Annotated in this window: 15 protein-coding genes; 9 read left to right on the top strand and 6 right to left on the bottom strand. The window is 65.4% G+C overall.

From position 1 onward, the window contains the following. Window positions 1-4: 4 nt before the first annotated feature. Window positions 5-910, bottom strand: coding sequence for a LysR family transcriptional regulator (locus EJ070_RS10665; protein ID WP_126091324.1), 906 nt, complete (start codon window positions 908-910; stop codon window positions 5-7). Between the two features lie 123 nt (window positions 911-1,033). Here EJ070_RS10665 and EJ070_RS10660 point away from each other — a divergent pair, with 123 nt between their 5' ends. Together EJ070_RS10660 and EJ070_RS10655 are read left to right on the top strand one after the other, a co-directional pair. After that, entirely contained in the window at window positions 1,034-2,221 is a 1,188-nt protein-coding gene (locus EJ070_RS10660) for an MFS transporter (protein ID WP_126091323.1), read from the top strand. Between the two features lie 40 nt (window positions 2,222-2,261). After that, the gene (locus tag EJ070_RS10655) at window positions 2,262-3,296 is read left to right on the top strand and encodes an aldo/keto reductase (protein ID WP_126091322.1); all 1,035 of its coding nucleotides are present in this window, start codon (window positions 2,262-2,264) and stop codon (window positions 3,294-3,296) included. A 189-nt stretch (window positions 3,297-3,485) separates the two neighbouring features. Here the strand turns inward: EJ070_RS10655 and EJ070_RS10650 are convergent, their stop codons facing one another. Beyond that, window positions 3,486-3,758 (bottom strand): aspartate-semialdehyde dehydrogenase, encoded by a 273-nt coding sequence (locus EJ070_RS10650; RefSeq protein ID WP_126091321.1) that lies wholly within the window; start codon window positions 3,756-3,758, stop codon window positions 3,486-3,488. A 309-nt stretch (window positions 3,759-4,067) separates the two neighbouring features. Between EJ070_RS10650 and acs the strand changes: the two genes are divergently transcribed. Beyond that, window positions 4,068-6,023 (top strand): acetate--CoA ligase, encoded by a 1,956-nt coding sequence (gene acs, locus EJ070_RS10645; protein ID WP_126091320.1) that lies wholly within the window; start codon window positions 4,068-4,070, stop codon window positions 6,021-6,023. Continuing rightward, window positions 6,023-6,772 carry an MOSC domain-containing protein gene (locus tag EJ070_RS10640; RefSeq protein WP_126091319.1) on the top strand — a complete coding sequence of 250 codons (750 nt, stop codon included), beginning with the start codon at window positions 6,023-6,025 and terminating at the stop codon, window positions 6,770-6,772. Before acs ends, EJ070_RS10640 begins: the two co-directional genes overlap by 1 nt. Window positions 6,773-6,774: 2 nt before the next feature. Here EJ070_RS10640 and EJ070_RS10635 read toward each other — a convergent pair whose 3' ends face one another. Both EJ070_RS10635 and EJ070_RS10630 read right to left on the bottom strand, forming a co-directional pair. Continuing rightward, window positions 6,775-8,043, bottom strand: coding sequence for a cyclopropane-fatty-acyl-phospholipid synthase family protein (locus EJ070_RS10635; RefSeq protein ID WP_126091318.1), 1,269 nt, complete (start codon window positions 8,041-8,043; stop codon window positions 6,775-6,777). A 602-nt stretch (window positions 8,044-8,645) separates the two neighbouring features. Further along, a complete protein-coding gene (locus EJ070_RS10630; protein ID WP_126091317.1) occupies window positions 8,646-9,515 on the bottom strand; it encodes a transglutaminase family protein in 870 nt (289 codons plus the stop codon). Between the two features lie 162 nt (window positions 9,516-9,677). Between EJ070_RS10630 and EJ070_RS10625 the strand changes: the two genes are divergently transcribed. Next, window positions 9,678-10,343 carry an HAD-IA family hydrolase gene (locus EJ070_RS10625; protein ID WP_126091316.1) on the top strand — a complete coding sequence of 222 codons (666 nt, stop codon included), beginning with the start codon at window positions 9,678-9,680 and terminating at the stop codon, window positions 10,341-10,343. Between the two features lie 209 nt (window positions 10,344-10,552). Here the strand turns inward: EJ070_RS10625 and EJ070_RS10620 are convergent, their stop codons facing one another. Continuing rightward, window positions 10,553-10,774, bottom strand: coding sequence for a DUF1674 domain-containing protein (locus EJ070_RS10620; RefSeq protein WP_126091315.1), 222 nt, complete (start codon window positions 10,772-10,774; stop codon window positions 10,553-10,555). Window positions 10,775-10,913: 139 nt separating this feature from the next. On the opposite strand from EJ070_RS10620, the gene htpX reads away from it, so the two are divergent. From htpX to purH, 4 genes are all read left to right on the top strand, one after another. Further along, window positions 10,914-11,939: a zinc metalloprotease HtpX gene (gene htpX, locus EJ070_RS10615; RefSeq protein WP_126091314.1), complete on the top strand. Its 1,026-nt coding sequence runs from the start codon at window positions 10,914-10,916 to the stop codon at window positions 11,937-11,939. Then, window positions 11,930-13,309: an RsmB/NOP family class I SAM-dependent RNA methyltransferase gene (locus tag EJ070_RS10610; protein ID WP_245464846.1), complete on the top strand. Its 1,380-nt coding sequence runs from the start codon at window positions 11,930-11,932 to the stop codon at window positions 13,307-13,309. Before htpX ends, EJ070_RS10610 begins: the two co-directional genes overlap by 10 nt. Window positions 13,310-13,455: 146 nt before the next feature. Continuing rightward, window positions 13,456-15,180 (top strand): heparinase II/III family protein, encoded by a 1,725-nt coding sequence (locus EJ070_RS10605; RefSeq protein ID WP_126091312.1) that lies wholly within the window; start codon window positions 13,456-13,458, stop codon window positions 15,178-15,180. Between the two features lie 97 nt (window positions 15,181-15,277). Further along, window positions 15,278-16,894 (top strand): bifunctional phosphoribosylaminoimidazolecarboxamide formyltransferase/IMP cyclohydrolase, encoded by a 1,617-nt coding sequence (gene purH / locus EJ070_RS10600; protein ID WP_126091311.1) that lies wholly within the window; start codon window positions 15,278-15,280, stop codon window positions 16,892-16,894. Window positions 16,895-17,093: 199 nt separating this feature from the next. Here the strand turns inward: purH and EJ070_RS10595 are convergent, their stop codons facing one another. Further along, window positions 17,094-18,470 (bottom strand): MFS transporter, encoded by a 1,377-nt coding sequence (locus tag EJ070_RS10595; RefSeq protein ID WP_126091310.1) that lies wholly within the window; start codon window positions 18,468-18,470, stop codon window positions 17,094-17,096. Window positions 18,471-18,832 lie beyond the last annotated feature (362 nt).

Here is an 18,832-nt window from a genome sequence, read left to right as displayed (position 1 = left end):
TCGTTCAGAGACGCACGGTCTCCGCAAGGAAATCGAGAAAGGCCCGCACCCTGGCCGGCAGATGCTTGCCCTGGCCGACATAGACCGCGTGCGTCGGCTCCTCGTCGCCGGGATTGAATTCCTCCAGCAGCGGCACGAATCCTCCGGCGTCGATGTCCGGCTGAACATGCCAGCGTGCCAGCCGGGCGATGCCGGCTCCCGCCAGCCCCGTCCGCCGCATCGCCTCGCCGTCGGTCAGCGTCATGTTTCCGACGATCGGAAGGATGATCGATTTGCCTGCCGCATCGACGAAAGGCCATCCTTCGATATGCCTGGCGAAGCCGAAGGCCAGCATATTGTGGCGTCCTAGGTCGGACAGTGTCTGCGGCGTGCCGCGGGCTTCGAGGTAGGCAGGGGACGCTACCAGCACCATCCGGCTCTGGCCGAGCTTGCGCGCCACCAGCCGAGATTCGCGCAGTGGCCCGGCGCGTATGGCGATGTCGGCTCGCTCCTCCAGAAGGTCGATGACATTGTCGGTCAGCACCGCCTCGACGCTGATCTCCGGGTAGCGTTCCAGGAAGCGCGGCAGCAATTCCATCAGCCGGTGCTGGCCGAAGGGCACATAGCTGTTGACCCTGAGCCTGCCGCGAGGCGCGGCACCCGCCGCCGCTTCGCGCTCGGCCGCGTCGAGGTCGGCGAGAATGCGGATGCCGCTGTCGTGGAAAGCGACACCTTCCGGGGTCAGCTGCAGCCGCCGCGTCGAGCGGCTGAGAAGTCGCGCGCCGAGCCGCGCCTCCAAGCGCGCGATCAGCTTGCTCACTGCCGAGGGTGTCATGCGCAACGCCCGCGCCGCAGCGGAAAAACTGCCGGCCTCGACGACGCGGACGAACACCTCGATCTCGCCGGAGCGGTTGATTTCGGGTCTCGCCATTCGTGAATCTATTTCACAGAAAATATGCTTGGCGCAAGGCTGGTTCACAGCTCGACGGATCACGATCTTCCCGGTCGGGGGCGCGGGACTGGGCGTCCTTTCCTGACCAACCGGACCATTGCCATGCCTCTTGCTCTCTATGCCCTCACCGCCGGCGCCTTCGGCATCGGCGTCACCGAATTCGTCATCATGGGCCTGCTGCTCGATGTCAGCGCCGATCTCGGCGTCTCGATCTCGGCCGCGGGCCTGCTCATTTCCGGCTATGCGCTGGGCGTCGTTGTCGGCGCGCCGCTGCTTGGCGCGCTCACCGGCCGCCTAGCGAAGAAGACGCTTCTGCTTGCCCTGATGGTGGTCTTCACCATCGGCAACCTCGCCTGCGCGCTGGCGCCCGACTACTGGACGCTGATGGCGGCGCGCGTGCTCACCGCCTTCGCGCACGCTTCCTTCTTCGGCGTCGGCTCGGTCGTCGCCACCAGCCTTGTCGCGCCCAACCGGAAGGCGTCGGCTATCGCGCTGATGTTCACCGGCCTCACCGTCGCCAATATCCTCGGCGTGCCCTTCGGCACCTGGCTCGGCCAGGCCTATGGCTGGCGCTCGACCTTCCTTGCCGTAACGCTGGTCGGCGTCATCGCCTTTGCCGTGATCGCGCTGCTGGTGCCGCGCGACGAGCCGGCAGCGGCCGCCGAGGAGGAAAGCTCCGAAGGCGCGCTTGCCGTGCTTGGCCGCCGGCCGGTGCTGCTCGGCCTGCTGACCACGGTGCTGAGCTGGGTCGGCGTCTTTGCCGCCTTCACCTACTTGGCGCCGATCCTCACCCGGATCAGCGGCTTTTCCGAAGCCGCCGTGTCACCGATCCTGCTCGTCTTCGGTGCCGGTCTGGTCGCCGGCAACCTGCTCGGCGGACGCCTCGCCGACAGGCATCTGGTGCCGACGGTCATCGGCACGCTCGTCGCGCTGTCGGCCGCGCTGTTCGTCATGACCGCCGCCATGCATCAACCGATAGCGGCAATCATCGCCGTCGGCCTGCTGGGCGCGGCCGCCTTCGCCACCGTCGCCCCTCTGCAGATGTGGGTGCTGGAGAAGGCCAAGGGCGCCGGCCAGGGTCTTGCCTCCTCCTTCAACATCGCCGCCTTCAATCTCGGCAACGCGATCGGCGCCTGGCTCGGCGGCTTCGTCATCGATCACGGACCGGGCCTCGGCGCCGTCCCACCTGTCGCCGGCCTGGTGCCGCTCGCGGCGTTGGCCGTGGTGTTCCTGGCGCAGCGCCTGGAGCGCGGCCGCCCGCTTGGCGAGCCTGCCGCGGCACAGTGCTGATCGGCTCCCTTTCACCTTCGGCATCACAAGGAGCGAAATCATGGAATATCGACGTCTCGGCGCCTCCGGCCTGAAAGTGCCGGCGCTGTCTTTCGGCGCCGGAACCTTCGGCGGTTCAGGACCGCTGTTCGGCGCCTGGGGCAACAGCGACGCCAAGGAGGCGCGCCGGCTTGTCGACATCTGCCTGGAGGCCGGCGTCAATCTCTTCGACACGGCCGACGTCTATTCGAACGGCGCTTCGGAGGAGGTGCTGGGCGAAGCGATCAAGGGCCGCCGCGACGCGGTGCTGATCTCGACCAAGACCTCGCTGCCGATGGGCGACGGTCCGGCCGACTGGGGCTCGTCCCGCGCACGATTGATCCGGTCTGTGGACCAGGCGCTGAAGCGGCTCGGCACAGACTATATCGACCTGCTCCAGCTTCACGCCTTTGACGCTTCCACGCCGATCGAGGAAGTGCTCTCGACGCTGGACGACCTCGTGCGTTCGGGCAAGCTGCTCTATGTCGGCGTCTCCAACTTCTCCGGCTGGCAGGTGATGAAATCGCTCGGCCTGGCCGAGATGCATGGCTACCCGCGTTACGTCGCGCATCAGGTCTATTACTCGCTGGTCGGCCGCGACTATGAATGGGAATTGATGCCGCTCGGCCTCGACCAGGGTGTCGGCGCCCTGGTGTGGAGCCCGCTCGGCTGGGGCCGGCTGACCGGCAAGATCCGCCGCGGCCAGCCGCTGCCGCAAAAGAGCCGCCTGCACGACACGGCGAGCTTCGGCCCGCCGGTCGAGGACGAGCATCTCTTCAAGGTGGTCGATGCTCTGGACGCTGTGGCGGCCGAAACCGGCAAGACCGTGCCGCAGGTCGCCATCAACTGGCTGCTGCAACGTCCGACAGTGTCATCCGTGATCATCGGCGCGCGCAACGAGGAGCAGTTGCGCCAGAACCTCGGCGCCGTCGGCTGGGCATTGACGCCGAAGCAGATGAAGGCCCTCGATGAAGCAAGCGCGGTGACGGCGCCCTACCCTTACTTTCCCTATCGCCGTCAGGAAGGTTTCGCCCGGCTCGACCCGCCGGCGGTGTGAGTGCTGGCGCCGAAGCTGCCAATCTCCCTCCTTGCGGGGGAGATGGCCGGCAGGCCAGAGGGGGTCGTCTCACGTAGAGCGCCAGCATCGTCTCTCGTCATGGAGGGCATTGGCGCTCCACGCGCGGCGACCCCCTCTGTCGCCTTCGGCGACATCTCCCCCTCAAGGGGGGAGATTATGGGCGACGCCTCAATGCAATAAAAACTCCCCATCCACCTTCCGCCACTCGTTCGGCGCGATCAGCTTCTGATGCGTGTAGGTGACCGAATGCAGCGGTCCGTCGAGCTTCGTCTTCCAGAATTCGATGAAGCGGATCAGCACCGGAAACTTCGGCGCGACGTCGTAATCCTGCCAGATGAAGCTTTGCAGCAAATGCGGGTGGTCGGGGAAGTGGTAGAGGATTTTGGCCGTGGTCAACCCATAGCCCCTGAGCATCAGGTCCATTTCGGAGTGGTCGTGCATGGCAGCCCCCTTAAGGCTCGATCTCCTTTCCTCCCAATGTTCGATTCTGCGCTCAGTTGCTTAACTGTCTATTGAATTTTGCTGATCGCAACCGGCTTTTCCTTCGCCAAAACAGTTGGTTAGCAGCGATGGGTAACGAGTGCTGACAGCGTTTCGGCGTTTCCCCTGCGTCATCCCGCCGCGCGAATCCAACGTCTAATATTGCCGTCACGACGGAACTGTTAATAATGCCCGCGAATTCGCGGCTGCGTCGCCGCGATACCGCCGGCGATCTAAGCCGGCGGAACGGTTTGGGAGGAAGGCAAAGAAATGTCCGATGTTCATGTGCACCGCGTCCAGCCGGCGTGGAAGAAGAACGCGCTGATCGACAACGAAACCTATCTCAAATGGTACGCCGACAGTGTGAAGAACCCGGACAAGTTCTGGGGCAAGCACGGCAAGCGTATCGACTGGTTCAAGCCGTTCACCAAGGTCAAGAACACCTCCTTCGACGGCAAGGTTTCGATCAAGTGGTTCGAGGACGGGCAGACCAATGTTTCCTACAACTGCATCGACCGGCATCTGAAGAAGCGCGGCGGCCAGACCGCCATCATCTGGGAGGGCGACAACCCCTACGATGACAGGAAGATCACCTACAACGAGCTTTACGCGCATGTCTGCCGCTTCGCCAACGTGCTGAAGAAGCACGGCGTCAAGAAAGGCGACCGCGTCACCATCTACATGCCGATGATCCCGGAGACGGCCTATGCGATGCTGGCCTGCACCCGCATCGGCGCCATCCACTCGGTCGTCTTCGGCGGCTTCTCGCCCGACGCTCTCGCCGGGCGCATCGACGACTGCAAGTCGACCGTCGTCGTCACTACGGACGAGGGCCTGCGCGGCGGCAAGCCGATCCCGCTGAAGGACAACGCCGACAAGGCGATCGACATCGCAGCCAAGGCCGGCACGAAGGTCGAGAAGGTGGTGGTCGTGCGGCGCACCGGCGGCAAGACCGGCTGGGTGCCGGGTCGCGACGTCTGGTACCACGACGAGGCAGCGACCGTTAAGGCCGACTGCAAGCCGGAGAAGATGAAGGCGGAGGACCCGCTGTTCATCCTCTACACCTCGGGCTCGACGGGCAAGCCGAAGGGCGTGCTGCACACCACGGCCGGCTATCTCGTCTATGCCTCGATGACGCACCAATATGTCTTCGACTATCATGACGGCGACGTCTACTGGTGCACCGCCGATGTCGGCTGGGTCACCGGTCACAGCTACATCGTCTACGGGCCATTAGCCAACGGCGCCACGACGCTGATGTTCGAAGGCGTGCCGAACTACCCGTCGCAGTCGCGCTTCTGGGAAGTCATCGACAAGCACCAGGTCAACATCTTCTACACCGCGCCGACGGCGTTGCGCGCGCTGATGGGCGCCGGCGACAGCCATGTGAAGAAGACCTCGCGCAAGTCGTTGCGCGTGCTTGGTACCGTCGGCGAGCCGATCAATCCGGAAGCCTGGGAGTGGTACTACAACGTCGTCGGCAACGCCAAACTGCCGATTGTCGACACCTGGTGGCAGACCGAGACCGGCGGCATCCTGATCACGCCTCTGCCAGGCGCCACCGACCTCAAGCCGGGTTCGGCTACGCGGCCCTTCTTCGGCGTCAGGCCGCAGTTGGTCGACGGCGAGGGCAAGGTGCTCGAAGGAGCGGCCGACGGCAATCTCTGCATCATCGATGCATGGCCCGGCATGATGCGCACGGTCTATGGCGATCACGACCGCTTCGTGCAGACCTATTTCTCGACCTACAAGGGCAAGTACTTCACCGGCGACGGCTGCCGCCGCGACGCCGACGGCTACTACTGGATCACCGGCCGCGTCGACGACGTCATCAACGTTTCCGGCCACCGCATGGGCACGGCCGAAGTGGAGTCGGCGCTGGTCAGCCACGACATGGTCTCGGAAGCCGCCGTCGTCGGCTATCCGCACGACATCAAGGGGCAAGGGATTTACTGCTACGTCACGCTGATGGCCGGCACGACATCGAGCGAAGACCTCCGCAAGGAACTCGTCACCCATGTCCGCAAGGAGATCGGCGCCATCGCGACACCAGACAAGATCCAGTTCGCTCCGGGCCTGCCCAAGACCCGCTCGGGCAAGATCATGCGGCGCATCCTGCGCAAGATCGCCGAGGACGATTACGGCGCGCTCGGCGACACCTCGACGCTCGCAGATCCGGCGGTCGTCGACGACCTGGTCGCCAACCGGCAGAACAAAAGGGCCTGATGACAGACAAGGCGGTGCTCGGAACCGTCAGCCAGCTCTGGCGCTATCCGGCGAGCTCGCTCGCCGGCGAGCGCCAGGACGCGATCTCGGTCGGCCGCGAAACCATCGACGGCGACCGTCTGTTCGGCCTCGTGGATGCCGCGGACAACGAGATTGCCCGGCCCGACCGCGACGCCAAATGGCACAAGGTGCCGCGTATCCGCACCCGGCTGACCAACGATCGCGAACTTGAGGTGGCCGTCCCCGGCGGCGACTGGCTGAGCGCGCCCGGCACCGAATGCGATCATGCCGTGTCTGCCTATCTCGGCTTCACTGCCTCGATCCGGCCGTTCGGCCGGGAGAACGCGCCGCCGGCCTATGCCGGTCCGCTGACGCAGGCGCGCTATCGCAAGGCGCCGATCCATCTGCTGACCACCGCCTCGCTGGCGCGGTTGAAGACGCTGCATCCGGAAGGGGCGGCCGATCCGCGCCGCTTCCGCCCCAACATCGTCGTCGACATGGAGCCGGTCGAAGGCTCTTTCCCGGAGACGGAATGGATCGGCCGCAAGCTTGCGGTCGGCGATCTGCTGCTCACCATCTCGGAACCCTGCCGCCGCTGCGGCTTCACCATCATTGCCCAGGACGGCTTCGACAACGATCCAGGCATCCTGCGCAACCTGGTGCGCCACAACGCCCACAATCTCGGCGTCTACTGCACCGTCGACCGGCCCGCGCGGATCGAGGTCGGCGCGCCGATGCGCTTCGTGTAGGCTTATCGATACAAATCCACACGGGTTGGCGGCAGGCCGCTTGGCCCCCGCGCGCGCCTGGTGGCGACGGTCTGGAAAATCTGCGCCGAGGCCCGCTCGAAGGCAATCGAGCAGCCGGAGAGATAGAGCAGCCAGAGCCGCGCCTTCGCCTCGCCGACCTCGGCGATCGCCTCATCGAAGCGCGCGTGCAGACGCTCCGCCCAGAGCCTGCAGGTGCGCGCGTAGTGCTCACGCAAGTTCTCGACGTCATGGACCAGGAAGCCATGCGCCTCGAGATTGCCGAGCGTCATGCCGATCGTGTCGAGCTCGCCGCCGGGAAAGATGTATTTGATCAGCGCCTTGTATTCCGGGCCCTTGCGCAGCGTCTTGCGGATGTCGCCTTTGCTGCGCCTGGTGATGGCGTGGTGCAGATAGATGCCGCCGGGCTTGAGCAGGCGATTGACGGCCGAGAAGTAGGCGTCGTGGTTGGCGAGCCCCAGATGCTCGAACATGCCGATCGACGATATCTTGTCGAACGTGCCGGAGAGCTCGGCATACGACTTTATCTCGATGGTGATGCGATCCTCCAGCCCCTCGGCGCGAATGCGCTCGCGGGCAAGCTCCGTCTGGGCTTGCGACAGCGAGACGCCGTGGCCGACGACGCCGTAGTTCTTCGCCGCATGGATGAGCATCGCGCCCCAGCCGCAGCCGATGTCCAGCAGACTTTCGCCTGGCTTCAGCCTGAGCTTGCGGCAGATGTGATCGAGCTTGTCGACCTGCGCCTGGTCGATGCCATTGGCGAAATCCTGGAAGTAACCGCAGCTATAGACCATGCGCTCGTCGAGGAAGAGCCGGTAGAAGGCATTCGAGATGTCGTAGTGATGCTGGATCGCCGCCTTGTTCGACCCGCTGACATAGGGATTGCGCCCGGAGAGGTCGGTGCGCGCCGTCATCTGCCTTCGCGAAAACAAGACAGCCGGCAGGTCGCGCAGGATTGCCAGCTTCGGCAGGGACTTGAGCTTCGTCTTGAGCTTGCCTTGCGAAGGCAGGGCGTAGAAATCGAACAGCGTGCCTTCTTCGATGTCGACGGTCTTGGATATCCACATCTCGACCAGCGTCGAGAAGGCCGGCCGCCGCACCAGTTGCCAGACGATGTCCTGGTCGTTGATGGCGAGCACCGGACCGCCGGCGGGGCCGATCCGCTCGCCGGTCCACAGCCTGACCGCAAAGCCGGGCTTCAGAGTCTCGACGACCGTTCGCACGATCCGCGCGGCCCTGTCGGCGGCATTCATTCCCACCTCCCGATACGTCGAATACGCCCGCTGGCTTGAGCCACTGTCGTCCAATTCGCCTTGGGACCGCAATCCCGATCTGTTGCGCAAATGCACTACTCGAGGATTTCCCGTCTGGCCATTCCGTTGCGGCACCTTGTCATTTGCCGCGACACACCCCATTCTTTGGGCCGTGTTCAACCAATCGAAAGGAGGTGATCCGATGTCGAGTGATTTCGTTTTCCATAACGTGAGCTCAGCGGATTGCACTTCCGGGAAGCAGTCTTCCCGTTAAGGCGCGAGACGCGCGGCAGGTGACCCGATGGGGTCGCCGCCATGAGCCGCGTCATGGACGGAAACACGGAAGGCCGCCGGCTTCGTCAAGAAGCGGCGGCCTTTTCCTTTTGGACCAATAGCGATCGAGGAAGGGGTGAACGGCGTTTCCGGGAAACGATGAACCGCTCCAGCATCGAAGCGGGTCAGCGGCGGTGCTGGAGCCGTCGTTTAATGCATGTCGCCCAAAAGTGTGCAGCGGTTTTGGGAGAACGACATGCATCAAAACAAGAACCTAAAGCACGTCGCTTGGATCCGTTTCAGCGCGACGCGCTTTAACAGCCGCCTGCCTATGCCAGCATCTGCGCGCTTACCGTGCGGTCGATGCCGTGCTGCGGCGGATTGAACCGGTTGCTTACCTGCTCATAGGTCCAGACCTTGAACAGGCCGAGCCGGTGCGGCCCGAAACTGTGCAGCAGCGGCACGTCCGTGGCGTCGCGGCCGCGCGCAATCACGACGCGGCCTATCCTGGGGCAATTGTGGCGCGGATCGAACGTGTACCATTTGCCGTCAAGGAATGCTTCCATCCAGGCCGAGAAATCCATCGGCGCGGGATCGGCCGGCACGCCGATATCGCCGAGATAGCCGTTCACATAGCGCGCCGGAATGTTCATCGAGCGGCAAAGCGTGATCGCGAGATGCGCGAAATCGCGGCACACGCCGACGCGCTCTTCATGCGCCTGCGCCGCGGTGCGCGTGGCGCGGGCATAGCCGTAGCCGAAGGAAAGCCGGCTGTGGACATAATCGACGATCGCTTGCACGCGCGCCCACCCGGGCGGGAGACGGCCGAAAAGCTGCCAGGCGAGGCCGCCGAGGTGATCGGTTTCGCAATAGCGGCTGCCGAGCAGGTAGACGAGCACGTCGTCCGGCAGGTCCGCCACCGGCGTTTCGTGCGCCAGCCTGTTGACTTCGTCGCATTCGCCGCTGTCCTCGACCGCTGCGTCATAGAGGATACGGAAGCCGCCGGCCGGCGCGGTGAAGCGGCGGCAGATGTTGCCGTAGCGGTCGCGATAGGTCCGGGTCGGCACGGAAGGCGAAGTGAGCACCCGCGTCTGCCGTTTGATATCGGCATGGCGATCGGGGTGGATGTCGAGGAGCGAGACGATCGGCGTCGCCGCGACGCATTCGATAGCGATTTCGTAGCCGAGCCGGATCAGCATCGCATTCCCCCCTTTTTTGACGATCGCGAAGAAGAACGCGGCAACCGGGAGGTTGTTCCTGCTGCGGATGGAAATCGCCGGCGCGACTTCTCAGGCAGCGCTGACGGCATTAAAGTAAGGAGCGTTTCGCCCCTCCCCGAAAACGATTCTCCAGGAAATCCGATGTTCGTAGGCAGAAAGTTCGCCGCCTTCCTTTTCGACATGGACGGCACGGTGCTCAACTCGATCGCGGCGGCGGAACGCGTGTGGACCCACTGGGCAAATCGCCATGGTCTCGACGTGGCAAGTTTCCTGCCGACGATCCATGGCAGGCGCGCGAGAGAGACGATCGCCGCGCTCGAGCTTCCGGGCGTCGATCCTGTTGCGGAAGCCGACGCGCTGCTCAAGGCCGAGGCCGACGACCTTGAAGGCATCGTGCCGATCGCGGGCGCGGTGGCGTTTCTGCAATCGCTGCCGCCCGAGCGGTGGGCGATCGTGACCTCGGCGCCGCGCGAGCTGGCGCTGCTGCGCATCGAGGCAGCAGGCATTCCGCTTCCCGCCATGATGGTGTCGGCCGAGGACGTCACCCGCGGCAAGCCGGCGCCCGACTGCTTCCTGCTGGCGGCAAAGCGCCTCGGCGTAGAGGCGCGCGACTGCCTCGTCTTCGAGGATGCGCCCGCGGGTATCGCGGCGGGCGAAGCTTCCGGCGCCTCGGTGATGGTGATCAGCGCCACGCATGTCCATCCGATGCGGACGCCACACGCCAGCATTGCTTCCTACGATGCGCTCGGCATCGCCACGGACGACAGCGGCTGGATGGTCATCGATAGGCAGCGTGACGCGGCTTAGGATATGCTGAGATTCAGGTCAGGCCGAGTCGGGGATGGTGAATTCCGAGAACCAGAACGGAGCGGACCTATGGGCCCGTGAGTACCGGCCTGCGCCGGCCGTAGCCTTATCTGCCGCGCCACTCTCATGAATGCTTCGGCCGGCGAAGGCCGGAAGCGCAGGAAGTCGCCATCCGCAGGCCGGCCTCACCTGAATATCAGCATATCCGGCTAGAAGTCGCTGGTCAGACCCTTCACTTCCCAGTCGCCGTAGCGCCCCGGTTCGTTGCTGCCGCGGCCGCCGATCTCCTTCGGCAGGCGGGCTTCCGCCTCGCGATAGGCCTTTCGCCTCGCCTCGGCCTCGGCAAGCGCGCGCTCCGCCGCCGGGGTCAGCGTCTTTCGCGGCTTTTCGGCCGCGGCGGCGGTTTCGGTTTTGCTGGGGTGTTCGGTCATGCGATATGCCTTGCCGATTGAAACAGGGGGCCGATTGAAACAGAGGGCCGATTGAAACAGAGACCGGCCTTTCCCATCATATAGCCATGATGCAAGACGGATCGACTCCTATTCGCCACCACGCCAAACGGACTAGAAGATGAACACGCTTCGCACCGCTATGCTTCTCGCCGCGATGACGGCGCTGTTCATGGGCGTCGGCTTTCTGATCGGCGGCACGGGCGGCATGATGATCGCGCTTTTGATCGCCGCCGGCATGAACCTGTTCAGCTACTGGAATGCCGACAAGATGGTGCTGTCGATGAACGGCGCCTTCGAGGTCGACGAAAGAAGCGACCCCAGATACTACAGGATAGTGCAGGGCCTCGCCCGGCGAGCCGGCCTGCCCATGCCGAAAGTGTACAAGATCGACACCCCACAGCCCAACGCCTTTGCCACCGGCCGCAATCCCGAGAATGCCGCCGTGGCTGCCTCGACCGGCCTGCTGCAGCAGCTTTCGGACGAAGAAGTCGCGGCGGTCATGGCGCATGAGCTTGCCCATGTGCAGCATCGCGACACGCTTACCATGACGATCGTCGCGACGCTTGCCGGCGCGATCTCGATGCTCGGCAATTTCGCCTTCTTCTTCGGCGGAAGCCGCGACAACAACAACCCGTTCGGCTTCGTCGGCGTGCTGGTGGCCATGCTGGTCGCGCCCTTCGCCGCCATGATCGTGCAGATGGCGGTGAGCCGCACCCGCGAATACGAGGCCGACCGGCGCGGCGCGGAGATCTGCGGCCGGCCGCTGTGGCTGGCCTCGGCGCTCGACAAGATCGCGCGCGGCGCCGAACGCATCCCCAACCTGGATGCCGAGCGCAATCCGGCGATGGCCCATCTTTTCATCATCAACCCGCTCTCGGGCGAGCGCATGGACAATCTGTTCTCGACCCATCCGAGCACCGAGAACCGTATCGCCGCCCTGCAGCAGATGGCGAGCGAGATGGGCAGCGCCTCTCGGGCCACGCGGCGCGAAGCGCCGATGGCGGCCGATGAGCCGCCGGCCGGGCCGTGGGGCAAGCCGGCCGAACCCGTGCCGCCAATCGAGCCGGCGCGGCCAAAACCCAATCCATGGGGCCGCAACCCGACTGGACCCCGCGGCGCAGGACCCAAAGGTCCTTGGTCGTGAGCGGAGCGAAGCGCCGACCGCAAACCCCTGGCAGACGTGATGCAGGCGAGGCGATTGCCGGGCTTGCCGCGCGCAAGGCTGCCGCTCGGCTGCTTGCCGCCGTCATTGATGCCCGCACACCGCTCGACGGCCTGACCGACAACGAGCACGGCCATCCGCAATACAGGGCGCTTGATGCCCGCGACCGCGCGCTGGTGCGCGCCATCCTGGTCACGGCGCTGCGCTACCGCATGACCATTGCCGGCCTGCTGGCGAAGCGTCTGGAGAGGCCGCTGCCGGCCAACGCGACCGCGCTCTCGCACATCCTGCACGTGGCCGGCGCGCAGATCCTGTTCCTCGATATCCCCGACAGCGCCGCAGTCGATCTTGCCGTCACCCATGCCAAGTCCGATCCGCGCACGCTGCGCTTTTCCGGCCTCGTCAACGGCGTGCTGCGCTCGCTGGCGCGCGCCAAGGAGGCCGAGCTGGCGCCAACGCTTGCTGCGACCAGCGAAGCGCCGCAATGGTTTGCCGACCGGCTGACCGCCGCCTACGGCGCCGACAAGGCGCGGACCATCCTTGCCGCCCACCGCCACGAAGCGCCGGTCGATTTCACCGTCAAGTCCGACCCGGCGCTCTGGGGCGAGCGGCTCGGCGGCATCGTGCTGCCGACCGGCACCGTGCGGATAGAAAAACTGCAGGCTGCGGTCACCGACTTGCCCGGCTTCACCGACGGCGCCTGGTGGGTGCAGAATGCGGCGGCAAGCCTCCCCGCGCGCCTGTTCGGCGACATCGAAGGGCAGCGCGTTGCCGACCTTTGCGCCGCGCCCGGCGGCAAGACGGCACAGCTCATCCTCGCCGGCGCCAATGTCACCGCCGTCGACACCTCGAAGAACCGGCTGGCGCGTCTGGCGCAGAATCTCGAGCGCCTCGGCCTGTCGGCGGAGCTGGTGCAGACCGACCTGCTCGACTACCGGCCGGCGGAGCCGTTCGACGCCGTGCTTCTCGACGCCCCCTGCTCCTCGACCGGCACCGTCCGTCGCCATCCCGACGTGCCGTGGACAAAAACCATGGCCGATGTCGAGAAACTCGCCGCGCTCCAACGGAAGCTCCTCGCTCACGCCGTTACTCTCGTCAGACCCGGTGGCCGGATCGTCTTTTCCAACTGTTCGCTCGACCCGATCGAGGGCGAAGATCTCTACCACGCTTTCCTTGCCGAGACGCCCAGTGTGGCCGCCGATCCGATCCAAGCAGGCGATTTCGCCGGCGTCGACCCGTTCCTGACGCCAGAGGGCACCCTGCGCACGACACCCGCCGACATGGCGCTCGACTCACCGGGGATTTCCGGCCTGGACGGCTTTTTTGCCGCGCGGATGCGAAGGGCCGCTTAAAACGTTATTACATCAAACTTGCTGACTTTTTTAGGGACGGTCCCGGCGGCACCGCGTGAAGCGCTTCACGCCGGCGAAATCCGCCTTCGCATAAGTTCTTGAATCATATAAGCTTGTGCTTGGGTAGCGGTCGATCAGGAGGGGATTTGGCACTTGTTGCCGGCAACACGACGCGTCTTTGGACGCTTGTCGCGAGGGAGTTTTGGCGCAAGACGCGCCGGCGTCTTCGCGCCGGTCCCGTCTATCGCTGGCGCTATTCCGGCCGCACGCCCGAGCGCGTGCTCATCGCGCCGCCGGATCTCAGGCTCGCCGATCCGCAGATCGCGCTCGAAATCTATTATGGGCGCTATCCGTTGTCCGGCCACATGGTGGAAACCGGCGGCAAATCGCCCTTTCAGATCAATGTGCCCAACCACGGCTGGCAAAAGACGCTGCACGGCTTCCGCTGGCTGCGCCATATGCGGGCCGCGGGCACCGAGCTTGCCGCCGCCAACGCACGGGCCCTGGTCTCCGACTGGATCGCCATGCACGGCAACCAGATATCCGGCGTCGCCTGGGAGCCGCGCACGACGGCCAAGCGGGTGATCGCCTGGCTGCAGCATTCCTCCGTCGTGCTGCAGGGCGCCGAATTTCCCTTCTACCGCGCCTTCCTCAAATCGCTCGCCATGCAGATCCGCTATCTGCGGTCGATGGCACGCGAGATGCCGGACGGCAAGGACAGGCTGCGCGCCCGCATCGCGCTTGCCTTCGCCGCCCTGTCGCTGCCGGCGCCGCCCTCGGCGCTGCGCGCCGCCACCCGCAACCTTGCCGAGGAGCTCGACCGCCAGATCCTTCCCGATGGCGGCCACATCTCGCGCAACCCGATGACGGTGCTGGAATTGCTGGCCGACCTTTTGCCTCTGCGCCAGACCTATGCCAACCAGGCCGAGGCGCCGCCGCCGGCGTTGATCGGCGCCATCGACCGCATGCTGCCGGCCCTGCGTTTCTTCCGCCACCAGGACGGCAGCCTCGCCCGCTTCAACGGCATGGGCGCCACGATCCACGACCGCATCGCCACCATCCTGCGTCATGACGACACGGTCGGCGCGCCGCTGCTGCACGCGCCGCATTCCGGCTACGAGCGCCTGTCGATGGGCGGCGTGACGGTGATCGCCGACACCGGCCTGCCGCCGCCCATCGACGTTTCCAACGCCGCGCATGCCGGGTGCCTCGCCTTCGAGCTTTCTTCCGGACGCCAGCACTTCATCGTCAATGCCGGCATCGATACCTATGGCGCCGCCGAGTTCCGCCCGCTTGCCCGCGCCACCGCCGCGCACTCGACCGCCACCGTCAACGACACCTCCTCGGCGCGCTTCAGCCATTCGCTGCGGGTCAGCGACCTGCTCGGCTCGCCGCTGATCGCCGGCCCGCAGCGCGTGCCCTGCAAGCGCATCGACCAGAAAGGCGTGCACGGTTTCGTCGCCCGCCACGACGGCTATGCCGCGCGCTTCGGCTTCCTGCACGAGCGTGAATTGAAGCTGACGGAGAACGGCAATGTGCTGACCGGCCGCGACCGTTTCCTGCGCCCCGGGGGCGCGACGGTCCGCAACAATGGCCGCGACTTCGTCACAGTGCGCTTCCACATCCATCCCGACATCGGCCTGCTTCAGGACGAGCGGGACCGCTTGACGCTCGCCGCCGCACAAGGAGACACTTGGGTTTTCACCTGCGCGGAAGTGGCGCCGGAGGTTGAGGAATCGATCTATTTCGCCGGACTCGGCGGGCCGCGCCGCAGCCGGCAGATCGTGCTTGCCTTCAAGGCCTCGGAGATCGCCGAGGTGCACTGGCAGCTGACGCGCACCCACATCGCCGGCTATCCCGAAAACAACTGAGCCTCAGCGATGGAACCCAAGCTGCGCGCTTGATTTCCGGGGCTCATATGCTACGGCCCGCGAACGTTTCCCAACCAGCCTTGAAAGGCCGCCTGCCATGGCCGTCCCCGCCAAGAACATTCCGGCACCGGACCTCGTTCCGGTTCGCCGCGCGTTGCTTTCAGTCTTCGATAAAACCGGCCTGATCGATTTCGCCAGGGCGCTTGCCGCCGCTGGCGTCGAGCTGGTCTCCACCGGCGGCACGGCGAAGGCGATCGCCGAGGCCGGCCTGGCGGTCCGCGATGTTTCGGAACTGACCGGCTTTCCCGAGATCATGGACGGCCGCGTCAAGACCTTGCACCCGTCGGTGCATGGCGCGCTGCTCGGCGTGCGTGACGACCCCGAGCATGTGAAGGCGATGCACGACCACCATATCCTTCCGATCGACCTCGTCGTCTCCAACCTCTACCCGTTCGAGGAAGTCCGCCGCTCCGGCGCCGGCTACGCTTCGATCGTAGAGAACATCGACATCGGCGGTCCGGCGATGATCCGCGCCTCGGCCAAGAACCATGCCTATGTCGCCATCGTCACCGATCCCGCCGACTACGCCTCGGTGCTCAACGCGCTGGAGATGAACCTCGGCTCGCTGTCGCTCGATTTCCGCAAGAAGCTGGCCGCCAAGGCCTTTGCCCGCACGGCCACCTATGACGCGGCGATCTCCGGCTGGTTCGCCGAGGCGCTCGAGGTCGAGCATCCGACCTGGCGCGCCTTCGGCGGCCGCCTCGACCAGGTGATGCGCTATGGCGAGAACCCGCACCAGAGCGCCGGCTTCTATCTCTCCGGCGACAAGCGGCCGGGTGTCGCCACCGCCAGGCAGCTGCAGGGCAAGCAGCTCTCCTACAACAACATCAACGACACCGACGCCGCCTTCGAGCTGGTCGGCGAGTTCGATCCGGCCCGTTCTGCGGCGATCGCCATCATCAAGCACGCCAATCCCTGCGGCGTCGCCGAAGGGGCGACGCTGAAGGCGGCTTATGCCAGGGCGCTTGCCTGCGATCCGGTCTCGGCTTTCGGCGGCATCGTCGCCATGAACCGCATCCTCGATGCCGAGGCGGCGGAAGAGATCGTGAAAACCTTCACCGAGGTGATCATCGCGCCGGACGCCACCGACGAGGCGGCAGCGATCGTCGCCGCGAAGAAGAATTTGCGCCTTCTGGTCGCCGGCGACCTGCCCGACCCGCGCGCCGCCGGCACGCTCGTGAAATCGGTGGCCGGCGGGCTCTTGGTGCAAAGCCGCGACAATGCGGTGGTCGACGACCTCGCATTGTCGGTGGTGACGAAGCGCGCGCCGACGCCGGCCGAGATGGCCGACCTCAAATTCGCTTTCCGCGTCGCCAAACACGTCAAGTCGAACGCCATCGTCTATGCGAAGGATGGCGCCACCGTCGGCATCGGCGCCGGCCAGATGAGCCGCGTCGATTCCTCGCGCATCGCCGCCCGCAAGGCGCTCGACGCGGCCGAAGCCGCCGGCCTGACCGAACCGCTGACCAAGGGTTCCGTCGTCGCCTCCGACGCCTTCTTCCCCTTCGCCGACGGCTTGCTGTCGGCGATCGAGGCCGGCGCTAGCGCCGTGATCCAGCCCGGCGGCTCGATGCGCGACGACGACGTGATTGCCGCCGCCGACGAGCACGGCATCGCCATGGTGTTCACGGGCGTGCGGCATTTCAGGCATTGAGCGCGCCCTCTCCTTCTCCCCTTGTGGGAGAAGGTGTCGCCGAAGGCGACGGATGAAGGGTGCTGGACGGAGTGAGGCGTTGGCGGTCCGGTCGCCATGTGTCGTTTGGACGAGCGCGTTCGCCAAGCTGGAACACCCCTCATCCGTCTCGGCGCTGCGCGCCGATCCACCTTCTCCCACAAGGGGAGAAGGAAGAGGCTCACTCCACCGGCTTGTCCGCCGGGTAGGGCGTCCTGACCAGGATCGCCATGCCGATACCGAGAAAGAGGATGATCACCGCCATGCCGAGCCGCGCCGAGTCGCTCAGGTAGCTGATCGTCGCGAGCAGGAACGGCGCCAGGAAACTGGTCGCCCGTCCGGACAGCGCGTAGATGCCGAAATAACGGCCCGATTCGGCGGCGGTGACGCTCCGCGCCATATAGGAGCGCGATGAAGCCTGCACCGGCCCGAAGGCAAGGCCGATCAGCAGCCCGTAGAGGATATAGGCCTTCTCGGCGGCGGTGCCGAACAGGCCGCCGGAATCAGCCAGGGGGAGCGGTATCAGGCCGAGCAGCGTGAAGCCCGGCCCGGTCGAGATGATTCCGGCGGTGGCCACGGTCAGCATCATCAGCGCGATCATCACCACCGCTTTGGAACCAAGCGCGGTGTCAAGGCGAGCGGCGATCCAGCAGCCGAAGATGGCGACGACGTTGAGAATGATGCCGAAGATGCCGATCTCGGTGATCGACCAGTGGAACATCGCGGCAGCGAACACACCGCCCTGCGTGAGCAGCGCGTTGACGCCGTCCTGGTAGATCATGCGGGCGACAAGGAAGCGGAAGATACCGACGCGCTTGCGCGCCTCTGTCAGCGTCGACTTCAGCTCCGAAAGACCCTCGCGCACTGCCGGTCCGATCGGAATGCCCTTGGCGGCGTCCGGGGTGAAGAAGAACATCGGCAGGATGAAGAGAAAGTACCAGCCGGCCGACATTGGCCCGGTGGCGCGGGCATCTTCGCCGAGCTTCGGATCGAGTCCCAGGATCGGGTCGAGGCCGATGACCGTTTTGCCGGTTTCCAGATTGCCGGCCATGAACAGAATGACAAAAATCAGCGCGATCATCCCGCCGAGATAGCCGAGACCCCAGGCGATGTTGGAGATGCGCCCGATTTCGCTTTTCGGCACCAGCCGCGGCATCATCGAATCGTTGAACACGGTCGAGAATTCCGCGGCCACCGAGGCCAGCGAGAACAACAGCACGATCAGGAACACATTCGACCCGGGCGCCGCGAGCCAAAGCAGCGTGAGGCTGGTGATCTTGATGGCCGCGAAGAAGGCGATCCACGGCTTGCGCGGTCCCGTCTGGTCGGCGATCGAGCCCAATACGGGCGAAAGCACGGCGATGACCAGGCCGGCGGCGGCGATGCCCCAGGCCCAGGCGGCCTGACCCACGACCGGATCGCTGACCATGCGCGAGGCGAAGTATGGCCCGAAGATGAAGGTGGTGACGACGGTGAAGAAGGGCTGCGCCGCCCAGTCGAAGAACATCCAGCCCCAGATGCCGCGCCCCGTCGCCCGCTGCACTGCTACTTCGGCCATGTCCCCTCCACTCGCCTTCTATTTGTCGGCGGCGCCATGTCTGCATGTTTTCGGACAGCGATGCAAACGAACAAGCGGCCGCCAGCTATTGCCCAGATTTCCTCGCCCCCACGAAGTGGGGGAGAGGTGGCTCGGCGAAGCCGAGACGGAGAGGGGGAAATGCGCCGGCCTACGGTCAGGTTGACCGCTTAATGCATGTCGCCCAAAAGTGCGCAGCGGTTTTGGGAGAACGACATGCATCAAAACAAAGACCTAAAGCGCGTCGCCTGAATCCGCTTCAGCGCGACGCGCTTTAAGGGTGGTCTCCGCCCTACGAAGCCCCCTCTCCGGCCGCTTCGCGGCCACCTCTCCCCCGCTTTGGC

It is taken from the genome of Mesorhizobium sp. M1E.F.Ca.ET.045.02.1.1, from assembly GCF_003952485.1.
Lineage (GTDB): Bacteria > Pseudomonadota > Alphaproteobacteria > Rhizobiales > Rhizobiaceae > Mesorhizobium.
This window is presented reverse-complemented; position numbering and strand designations above follow the sequence as displayed.

Excerpts from the sequence above, each read along its gene's own strand:
- EJ070_RS10635 (WP_126091318.1), bottom strand. The coding sequence starts at position 8,043 with ATGAATGCCGCCGACAGGGCCGCGCGGATCGTGCGAACGGTCGTCGAG.
- EJ070_RS10620 (WP_126091315.1), bottom strand. The coding sequence starts at position 10,774 with ATGACCGAACACCCCAGCAAAACCGAAACCGCCGCCGCGGCCGAAAAG.
- EJ070_RS10625 (WP_126091316.1), top strand. The coding sequence starts at position 9,678 with ATGTTCGTAGGCAGAAAGTTCGCCGCCTTCCTTTTCGACATGGACGGC.
- EJ070_RS10655 (WP_126091322.1), top strand. The coding sequence starts at position 2,262 with ATGGAATATCGACGTCTCGGCGCCTCCGGCCTGAAAGTGCCGGCGCTG.
- EJ070_RS10640 (WP_126091319.1), top strand. The coding sequence starts at position 6,023 with ATGACAGACAAGGCGGTGCTCGGAACCGTCAGCCAGCTCTGGCGCTAT.
- EJ070_RS10660 (WP_126091323.1), top strand. The coding sequence starts at position 1,034 with ATGCCTCTTGCTCTCTATGCCCTCACCGCCGGCGCCTTCGGCATCGGC.
- EJ070_RS10650 (WP_126091321.1), bottom strand. The coding sequence starts at position 3,758 with ATGCACGACCACTCCGAAATGGACCTGATGCTCAGGGGCTATGGGTTG.
- htpX (WP_126091314.1), top strand. The coding sequence starts at position 10,914 with ATGAACACGCTTCGCACCGCTATGCTTCTCGCCGCGATGACGGCGCTG.
- acs (WP_126091320.1), top strand. The coding sequence starts at position 4,068 with ATGTCCGATGTTCATGTGCACCGCGTCCAGCCGGCGTGGAAGAAGAAC.
- purH (WP_126091311.1), top strand. The coding sequence starts at position 15,278 with ATGGCCGTCCCCGCCAAGAACATTCCGGCACCGGACCTCGTTCCGGTT.
- EJ070_RS10630 (WP_126091317.1), bottom strand. The coding sequence starts at position 9,515 with ATGCTGATCCGGCTCGGCTACGAAATCGCTATCGAATGCGTCGCGGCG.
- EJ070_RS10665 (WP_126091324.1), bottom strand. The coding sequence starts at position 910 with ATGGCGAGACCCGAAATCAACCGCTCCGGCGAGATCGAGGTGTTCGTC.
- EJ070_RS10595 (WP_126091310.1), bottom strand. The coding sequence starts at position 18,470 with ATGGCCGAAGTAGCAGTGCAGCGGGCGACGGGGCGCGGCATCTGGGGC.